This is a genomic window from Ruegeria sp. AB9 (genome assembly GCF_056542585.1).
This window is the reverse complement of the sequence record NZ_JBQGAA010000014.1, coordinates 104914-114216: the sequence shown is the minus strand read 5'-3', so window position 1 is coordinate 114216 and position 9303 is coordinate 104914. Positions and strand designations below refer to the sequence as shown.

9 protein-coding genes are annotated in these 9303 nt (G+C 57.6%); 5 read left to right on the top strand and 4 right to left on the bottom strand.

The annotated features are described in order from the left end of the window. The 4 genes from ACR0K5_RS20870 to ACR0K5_RS20855 form a co-directional block, all read left to right on the top strand. On the top strand, positions 1-732 hold a 732-nt coding region (locus ACR0K5_RS20870; RefSeq protein WP_480631469.1), incomplete at its 5' end, for a hypothetical protein. Between the two features lie 150 nt (positions 733-882). Continuing rightward, the gene (locus tag ACR0K5_RS20865) at positions 883-1674 is read left to right on the top strand and encodes a sulfotransferase family 2 domain-containing protein (protein ID WP_480631468.1); all 792 of its coding nucleotides are present in this window, start codon (positions 883-885) and stop codon (positions 1672-1674) included. Between the two features lie 154 nt (positions 1675-1828). Beyond that, entirely contained in the window at positions 1829-3160 is a 1332-nt protein-coding gene (locus ACR0K5_RS20860; protein ID WP_480631467.1) for an O-antigen ligase family protein, read from the top strand. A gap of 53 nt (positions 3161-3213) precedes the next feature. Continuing rightward, on the top strand, positions 3214-4143 hold the full coding sequence (locus ACR0K5_RS20855) for a sulfotransferase domain-containing protein (protein WP_480631466.1): 930 nt from the start codon (positions 3214-3216) through the stop codon (positions 4141-4143). 5 nt (positions 4144-4148) lie between these two features. On the opposite strand, the gene ACR0K5_RS20850 is transcribed toward ACR0K5_RS20855, so the two are convergent. The 4 genes from ACR0K5_RS20850 to ACR0K5_RS20835 are packed head-to-tail and all read right to left on the bottom strand — an operon-like array spanning position 4149 to position 8034. After that, entirely contained in the window at positions 4149-4829 is a 681-nt protein-coding gene (locus ACR0K5_RS20850; protein WP_480631465.1) for a polysaccharide deacetylase family protein, read from the bottom strand. A gap of 1 nt (position 4830) precedes the next feature. Further along, positions 4831-5853, bottom strand: a complete 1023-nt coding sequence (locus ACR0K5_RS20845) for a lipid II:glycine glycyltransferase FemX (protein ID WP_480631464.1) — start codon at positions 5851-5853, stop codon at positions 4831-4833. A gap of 7 nt (positions 5854-5860) precedes the next feature. After that, entirely contained in the window at positions 5861-7078 is a 1218-nt protein-coding gene (locus tag ACR0K5_RS20840) for a GNAT family N-acetyltransferase (protein ID WP_480631463.1), read from the bottom strand. Then, complete coding sequence (locus ACR0K5_RS20835) at positions 7075-8034, bottom strand: glycosyltransferase family 2 protein (RefSeq protein WP_480631462.1); 960 nt, start codon at positions 8032-8034, stop codon at positions 7075-7077. Before ACR0K5_RS20835 ends, ACR0K5_RS20840 begins: the two co-directional genes overlap by 4 nt. 156 nt (positions 8035-8190) lie before the next feature. On the opposite strand from ACR0K5_RS20835, the gene ACR0K5_RS20830 reads away from it, so the two are divergent. Further along, positions 8191-9288 (top strand): GNAT family N-acetyltransferase, encoded by a 1098-nt coding sequence (locus ACR0K5_RS20830; protein WP_480631470.1) that lies wholly within the window; start codon positions 8191-8193, stop codon positions 9286-9288. Positions 9289-9303 lie beyond the last annotated feature (15 nt).

Sequence of the window (9303 nt, the reverse complement as noted above, 5' to 3'; positions counted from 1 at the left end):
ACCCAACCGGACAGCGGGACAACCCAGCCGGACAGCGGGACAACCCAGCCGGACAGCGGGACGACCCAACCGGACAGCGGGACAACCCAACCGGACAGCGGGACAACCCAACCGGACAGCGGGACAACCACAGGGATGGTCTTCGATGATTTCGTTCTGGATATTGCCTCGCTGATCGGCAACGACGAAATCCAGCTGAAAGGGGATGCGACCGTCGCGAATACTGGATCCGGACCGGTGATACAATTTGACGGCAAGGACGATTACGTAAACATCGGTCGCCTTGAGGAGTTCGAATCTTCGGACCAGATCGCCTTTACGGTCGAGTTTACCCGGGACGAAGCAGACGGCAGCGGGCAGCGTCTTGTCTGGAACCACACGAAATTTGGCCTGTCTGTCGTCGGCGACGGGTTGGTTGTGAATGTCGCCAACAATGATGCCAAGTTCCACAAGGGGTTCAAGGCATATGATATCGGCCTGAACGACACCGAAACGCATACGATCACCGTTCTGGTTGACCAGAATGCGGACCGGCTGCAGGTGATCGTTGATGATCAGGTTGTCATCGACGAAAGCGGGGTGGATTTCGACTTCACCGGTGGCGGCCAATGGGGTTGGTCGCTGGGCTCTCCGTGGGGCCGCGATGTGGATGGCGAGATCAGCGCCTTTGCGATCGACGATGATGTTCAGTTTGTCGATACAACGGTTCTGGACGACACCATGATCGCCTGACGCCAGTGTGTGCAACAACAGGCAAAACGGAAGAAACCGGGACGGGGCGCAAGAAATTGCGCCCCGTCTTTGGTTTCCGCATCTGGCCTTTTGTGGGTTCTTTGCACATAACGCTATGTAAGTTCTGTTTCGTGTTTATGGTTTCGATTTATGATTTTGTCTGACCGGTATCGATTTATTTTCGTCCATGTCCCCAAATGCGCGGGAACATCCGTGCGAAGCGCCGTTTTACCCTTTCATGATGCCGACAGCCGGTTCCTCAAAACCGTAGAGCATCATCCGAAACTGGGTGAGATTGACTTTCGGCATTTGCCGCTGTCATTGCTGCGCGAACTGGACCCCGAAGCGTTCGGAAAGCTTGAAAGCTATGAAAGCTACGCGCTTTTGCGTGACCCGTTTCAAAGATTCCGGTCTGCCATGGCGCAACGAGCCAAGATGTATCTGGGCAAGGAGTTCGCGCAGCTAGATGACAGCGATATCCGTGACGAGATCGGCAAGGTGATCACCTATCTTCAATCCGATCCTGCGGTGATCGCACCGGATTATATCCATTTCGCCCGGCAATCCGGGTTTGTCCAAGTCGACGGAAAACGCATGGTCCGTAACCTATACCCCGTCGAACGGATGGATTGTTTCGTTTCTGACCTAGCCCGCCATATCGGTGCCGATGCGCTGGAAATCGGTCATGCCAACCAGACCACGGTGTTCCGCTATCAGGGCCTGAGCCGTGTCATGTATGCAGGAAGCGCTGTTGCCAGGCGGGTTTTGCCCGGTCCGATACATGAAAAGCTGCGTGTTTCGGCTCGGAAATTATTAATGAAACCAAGCGGTTCTTCCGAGCCTTCTGTGTTTGACCGGCCCGAAATCCGGGGATTTGTGCAAGATTATTATGCCGCGGATATTGATTTGCACCAGAAAGCGCTTGAGGATGTTGTCGTATAATCACACCCCTTTCAGGTCCGCGTGCGGTTGGGCAAAAACCGTTAAAATCATGGTATTCATCAAAAGTGATTTTTTTTCTATGACCTGTATTCAGGATAACAGTCAGACAGGACATGGATCTGCTAACATATGCGCAAAGTGGTGGTGAACTTCATTGGTGGCATCGACTGGTACAAGACGGGATTTGCAGGCGACGGGTGACAGCACCGGGCGCACATCCCGGCCGTTTGTCATACCTTTGCTGTTCATCGGCTTTACGCTGCCACTTTATTTTGAACTCGCGGGTCTGCAACTCAGCGGGTATCGCATTGTTCTGCTGGTTTTCTTTTTCCCGGCCCTGATCCGCTGGCTGGACGGCTCGGGCGGGTATTACGCGCCTGATTTCCTTGTCCTGGGCTATGCGCTGTGGGGGGCGCTGGCGATCTTTTACCACCATGCCCTGTGGAGGTGGGAATATATCGGCATCTCGTTCATCGAGACGACCGGCCCGTATTTCATCGCCCGCTGGATGATACGGGATGAACACGCCTTTCGGGTTTTCGTGCGCTGGATCTTTATCGCGGTGCTGCTGATGCTGCCGTTCAGTGTCTATCAGTTCATTGCGGACAGGTCCCTGATCCTCGAGATTTTCGGGAAGATCGGCAACGTTTACAACGTCGTGCAGGAAGAGCCGCGCCTGGGCTTTTACAGGGCGCAAGGGTCGATGCCGCACCCGATCCTGTACGGTGTCTTCTGCAGCGTTGCCTTTTCGCTGGTCTGGTATGTTCTGGGATATGGCAAAGGGTTCACCTTCAAAATGTCCCGGGCCGGCAACGTCGTGCTTGCCACATTTGTATCCCTGTCGTCGGGGGCCTGGCTGTCGATCGTGGTGCAAATAGCCTTGATGGGCTGGAAGACCGTGTTCTCTTTCCTCCAGAGAAAGTGGAACCTGCTGCTTTATATGTTTGCAGGGATATATTTGTTCCTCGAGATTTTCGCCAACCGGCCTCCGGCCCAGATTTTCGCAGCCTATCTGACGCTCAAGAAATCGACGGCGATGAACCGGATTTTCATTTTCACCTATTCCTCGGACGACATCCTGAACAGTCCGATATTTGGGATCGGATTCAACGAATGGTCGCGCCCGCGCTGGATTGTTGGAAGCGTCGATAATTTCTGGCTGGTTGTCGCTTTGCGCTACGGGTTACCGTCGCTGATTTTCATCGTCGCGGCCATCGTGATGACTTTCGTGATTTTGGGGCGCGCCAAGCTGTCCAGCAAATTGGAAAACTACCGGTTGGGGTATCTCTTCGCCCTGGCCGGGTTCTGTGTTTCAGCCATCACAGTGCATGTCTGGGACGCTACATTGTGCCTTTTGATGTTCCTGCTTGGTGCGGGGATCTGGATGGTCGATGCCAAAGAGGAAAGCGATCAGCCGCAGGTCGAGGCGAACCAGCGCCGCACGCGGCGGATACGCTATACGCGGTTCGGGCCCGAGGGAACATAAGCGGCCAAAAGGGGGCGGCGCGTTTTGTGATAAGTGTATAAGGAAGTCGACAGGTGTCAGTTCAGCAAAGCAAGATTACGACAGATGCCGGGATTGGCCGCAAGCCGAAGCGGTCGGAACTGCAGAAAAAGCTGACTCAGGTCCCCATCACGTTTCGCAAGAATTACGGGCTTTTGAAGAACCCTGAATTTTGGCAAATCCTTCCGCTCTTAATCGCCAGCCGGATGCGGGCGCGGGCCTCTGAGGAAGACCAACCCAAAATATTTGTCGGCACGCATCACAAGGCCATGACCACCTATTTCAAGGCCGTGCTCAAGCTTCTGGCCTTTGGGCTGAATGCCCGGTTCGAGGATATCTCAAAAGAGGCCCCGCAACCGAAGACCCGGGTTTTCCTGTCGACGCACAGCCGGACGCCCTGGTCTGAAATCGGGCGCTACCGGGGGATACATATCATGCGGGATCCGCGCGATATGATCGTATCCTCCTATCATTACCACCTGTGGACGAATGAGCTTTGGGCTCATGTCCCGGACGAAAACGGGCGGACTTATCAGGAAAAGCTTCAGGCGGTGGACAAGACCGAAGGTCTGTTCATGACAATCCGCCATTTCATCTTTTTCAGCCGCGAAACGCTTGAGAACTGGGATCTGGATGACCCGGATATTCTTGAGGTCCCGTATGATGCGCTCATGGGTGATCAGCGTGATGAACTCTATTCCGAGATGTTCACTTTCTTGGGGTTGACCGGACAGGAGCATGAGCTGGGCGTCCGCCTGATGCGCCTGTTCGAGGCTGGCAAGCGCAGCAAAGTCTCGGCCACGAAAACCAACGAACGCGCGCATATCCGCAGCGGCCGCAGCGGGCAGTGGAAAGACGAGCTGGAGCCCGAGCATCTGGCCTATATCGAACAGGAACTGGGGCATGTTCTGGATAAATTCGGATATGCCCGGTCCTCGGCCACAGGATCGAAGGACGCTGTCTGAAAGCCTTAGCGCAGCGGCAGAAGCTGTTTTCGGATCATGCCGACCGCGCGGCGTATGCGGCGGGTCACAGGCATTTGCCCCATAAGTATTGCGTCAATCTCAGCCGGTGTCATATCCCCGCGCAGGGATGTGCGTGGGCGCAGAAAGGCGGTGTCGTTCATAGACCCTGTATCGCTGGAAAACGCGGTTTTATAGCCCGTGCGGCGCAGGGCGCGCAGGACGCGGGCGTTGTACCGGCCGAACGGTATTCCGGCCTCGGTCACAGGGGTGCCGCACAACTCCTGCAGCACATCGCGGGATTGAGTCAGTTCCTGTTCAAGCGCTTCGGTACTAAGCGTGCTCCAGGCGACATGGGCGATCCCGTGGCTGCCAATGCCCATTCCGGCGGCCAGCAGCGCCTTGACGTGGTCGCGGGCCAGAGAGCCGGTTTCGTCCAACCGCCCGGTCAGCACAAAGAACGTCGCGGTCAGCCCGCGCCGGGTCAGGGCGGGCAGGGCGATTTCGTAATCCGACAAGTTGCCGTCATCGAAGGTCAGAACAAAGGCCTTCGGATTGGGGCTTGCCGCCACCCGGTCCAGAACGTCTGTAAACTGAGCCTCAGACAGCCAATACGGCGCTTCGCCGTTTTCAAGGTCACGGGCCGGAGCGTCAATTCCGTGGAAGTTCAATCCGATCAGGCGGGCCATATCAGGACCTCAGCCTTTTGTGCAGGGTTTCGGCCAGGTCGATCAGACCCGCCCCAAGCCCGTTTGGCCGGGCTTCATAAGGCCCCGCCGCCGTGATGTCCGCGCCGCCCGTGCGCAGTTTGAAACGGGTGACACTTGGGTTTGCCTCGGCATCGATCCCGCCCAGATCGAAACATTTCACTCCCCGTTCGCGGCAATACAGCATGGACTGCCACATCAGGTAGTGCCCGGCATTGAGCTTCCGCCCGGCCTCGGACGTGGCGCCGAACAGATAGGTGGCGTTCGGGCCGGACACTCCGATCGTCATCGCGCCGATATCTTCGCCATCCTTGCGGGCAATCAGAACGTCATGGTCGAAATCCGGCCCCGACAGCGCATAATAGAATTCCGGCGGTATATCGGGCTGAAACCCCTTGGCCTCCCGCACCTGTTCATAAAGGTGGCTGAAACAGCCTGACAGGTCCCGGATTGGCCCGGTTTCAAGCTCCAGCCCCGCCTTCAGCGCATTGCGCAACGGGTTGCGCCATTTGCCGTACAGGGCGCGCATCAGATTGTCATCTTCCTGATCCGGGTCGATCAGCACGGTGCGATAGGGTGCGGCCCGTTCGGTCGGTGTGAAGCCTGCGCGCGCAATCGCATCCTTTGGCGGGGAGGCATGAACCGGAAAGCGTAGGCGCAGGATATGCCCTGCGGAATGCACATGGTCGCGCAGCACCGACAAAATTGAATAAAGGGTGTCGGGGCCGGGTTCGGGTAAATCGTTGGGAACGGCCAGCGGCCCTGCGGCGATCCACGCAATGCCCCGGTTCAGAACCGGAATCTTTTTGATCCGCAGGCAGGCCGCGGCAACAGGCGTTTCCTGTGCATCATACAGAGCGACAAATTCCGTGGTTGCGCCGATCCGTGTGGCTGCCGCGCGCGCGTAGGTCAGGCTCTGTTCATAGGTCAGGTCCCGGAACCGCGCGCTGAGCGCGGGCCATTCCTGTTCGGACAGAACTTTTACGGACAGCTGTTCAGTGATCATGCCGGGGTCATATCCGTGTTCTGATCCAGGCGGACCATAAAGGTTTGTACCCCAGCGGGATCACCGATCGCAGGCGCGGGGCGATGCGACCGAACCAGAGCCTGTAATAGGCCAGATGCAGAAAACGCGCCCAGCCGAGGCTGATTTTGATCAGGAAAGACGACCACGCCGACTGCCGCGAGACGATCAGACGGTGGGTGGCCACCGATTCACCGCCATAGATCAGCTTATAGCCATATGCGCCAATCCCGGCCTCGATCCGGGTTACGCCCGCGCTGATCAGTTGCTCGATCATCTGGATCAGGCCGATCTTGCCCAGGCTCAGGCGTTCCAGTTCCGGGTCGGTCGATCTGGCGGGCAGCCGCCAGTGGCAGACCTGCCCCGAGACCAGGCAAAACTGGGTGGCAAGGGGCCCATCCCGACCGTGCTGTTCGACAAACCAGGTTTCATGGCTTTGCAATGTTGCATCTGCCAGATCGCTGTAGAACGCTGCGCTGCCGGGCCAGTCCACGAAATGACCGCCCTTTCTGATCTCTTGCCATTGCCGGTTGTGAAAGCCGACAAAATCCCGGAACTGATCACTGCCGGGATGGGTCAGCGCCGTGGTCAGCTCGTGATCTTTCTGCAGATGTTTCAGATCCCGCCGATACTGGCTGCGCCGCTTCTTGGACAGGTTTGCAAGATAGCCGTCAAACGTGTCGGGCAGTTCGAAAACGGTATGTGTGCCAGAGGGTGCAGCGGACAGGGTCAGGGCCGGGGTGCTGTTGTTCTGGGTCACGACATCCCGGATAGCGGCGAGTATGCCGCCACGCTCGGATGCCGGGCTGAAGCTGACCAGATGGGCGCGGCCCTCATCAAGCAGGCCGGTGAGGGATTCTGCCAGGCTCTGCGCCAGCACGTGGTCTTCGGCCGCCAGCCGGAAAAGCACTGTATTGGGGTCTGTTGCGGCCAGTTTGGCGATGCGTATTCTGACCGGCCCTGCCCAGACCGAATGGATCATGAAGGGTAGCAGGGCGACCAGCTGACCCTGCGCATCGTGCACCACAAGGGTTCTGAGCGTCCTGCCGCGCCCGAAATGGACCCACCAGGTCAGGACCCAGACCGGTGTGGCATAGATATCCGCTCCTGTCCGCTGGGCCAAGGTGGCCCATTCTGCGGCGATGTCCTCAAGGGGTTCTGCCCCATTGACCCATTGAAACATCATCTGGGTGCCCGTGTCCTTCACTCTGCCGGCTCCTGCCGGGTCAGGTGATACCGCAGCGAGGCCCGCGCCAGACGCCGTCTTGCGGCGGCCTCGTCCCGCTGGTTCGCGGCCGACATGACGAAGCGCAATATGGAAGAGCCGACAAAGATCATCCGGCCCAGAAGTGCGCCGCTCAGGCCATAATGCTTGCGCAGGTAGATCATCTTGCTTTTCTGCATCTGAACGAACATACGCGACCGGATCTGAACGGTGCTTTTGCCACCGCCGTCCAAATGCATGATCTGCGCTTCGGGGGCAAAGACGCAACGCCAGCCTGCATCGCGAATGCGGCGGCACCAATCGGCCTCTTCCGAGTAGACAAAGAACGCCTCGTCCAGAAGGCCGACAGCCTCAAAGACACGGCGGGGCACCAGCATGAACATGCCAGAAACCACATCGACCTCACGCTCGGACCGCCGGTTCCAGTCGCCATACTCGGCATGGCCGAAGAACCGGTTATGCGGTGACAGGCGGCGCAACCCAAATTCGCTCAGCGCCAGATTGCCCGGGCCGGGATCGGCAAAGCAGGTGCGTTGGATCGTGTCCTCATCTTCCAGAACCTGACATCCGACACAGCCTACGTCAGGGTGCTGCGCCAGCCAGTCCAGCATGGTGTCGATGGCGCCGTTCAGGATGATCGTATCGGGGTTGAGCAGCAGCAGGTTGTTGCCGCGCGCGATCTCCAGCCCCTGATTGTTCGCGGCGGCAAACCCCCGGTTCGCGTCATTGGCAATCAGCAGGACATCAGGAAACTCATCGCGGACAAGGTCGGCCGATCCGTCGCTTGACGCGTTATCGACAACGATGACCTCATGCGGCTGCTGCGTTTCACGCGCGATCGAGATCAGGCAGTCCCGAAGGATGTCCCGGGTGTTCCAGTTTACGATTACGATGGAAACAGCGCATTCGACATGTGTGCTGTGCGACGATAAAATCATGAAACCCTGTTCTCTTTAACCGCATACATTTTCAAATTGTTTAGCCATTGTTCGAATCTATGAATACACTGAACTCGGTCAAACGATGACTGTTGTTAAAAAGTAGCTGTGAAATTCAAAGTAAATATATCAGCGTATTGAGGTATTAGTTTGGCAGTGCAGCAATTTGCAGGGCAAGACAGCGTTAAAATTGAATGCACTGAGGCCCTGAGCGCAGAGCAACGTGCTGAGTGGGTGGCGTTCCTGAATGCGGCCAAACGCCAGCACCCCCGGCAATCGCCATTGTTTGCAAATTCGGAACAAAAACTGGGAAACAAGGTGATTTATGCCTTGGCGCGTCGTGGTGAGGCGCTTGCAGGTGTCGCCCTGCTTTCACTTGAACCGCACCCGTTCTTGCCCTGCGCCTGGTCCCGTGCCTTTTGCCTGAGCGGCCCGGTTTGCGACAATGCCACAGACATGGAACGCTTTCTAAAGGCCCTGTGCCAACAGCCCGAGCTTGCCCGGGTCGGCAGTCTGAATGTCACGCCGTTCTGGACCGGGGAAGATGCCGAAACGCTTGATGCGATTCTTGCGCGTGCAGGATGGCGCATCGCCGAAGAAGAACAGTTTCGCCAAACCGGATGGGTCGACATAACCGGAACGCCGGACGAGATTATGAAGGCGTTTTCCAAAAGCGCGCGGCGCGAGGTCCGGCGCGCCGAGCGGCAGGGCGTTTCGTTCAGCGCTGCACGCACAGCCGATGAATTCCGCATCTTCATAGAAAGCATGAATCGGTTGCGGCACCAGCGGGGGCTGCAGGAACTGGATGTGCCCGCCTACGAGGCGACGTTCGAGGATGTGCTGTTACCGGGCGATCTGGGCACCGTGCTTCTGGCCTGGCAGCAAGAGGTCTTTCTGGCGGGGCTTTTGGTGTATCGCAGCAAGGATGTCGTGCACGGGCGGCATTTCACCACCGAACCGGACCATCTGCGCGCAGCGGGCAACCTGCGGATCGCGCCCGCCTTGTGGCTTGAGACGATGGTCTGGGCCAGGCAAAAGGGCTGCATTATTCTGGACGTCGAAGGGTATCGGACGCCGGTTCCGGGCGAAAAGAAATTCAACATCAACAAGTACAAATCGGAATTCAATCCGCAGGTGGTCCAGCGCATTTCCGCGCGGGAAAAGATTGTGAACAGGCATGTCTATCTGACAGGGAATGCGCGCAGTCTGATCCGGGGGCAGCTGAAAAAGGTCAAGCGGGCCGTCACGGGGTGACCCCGCACGAATGGT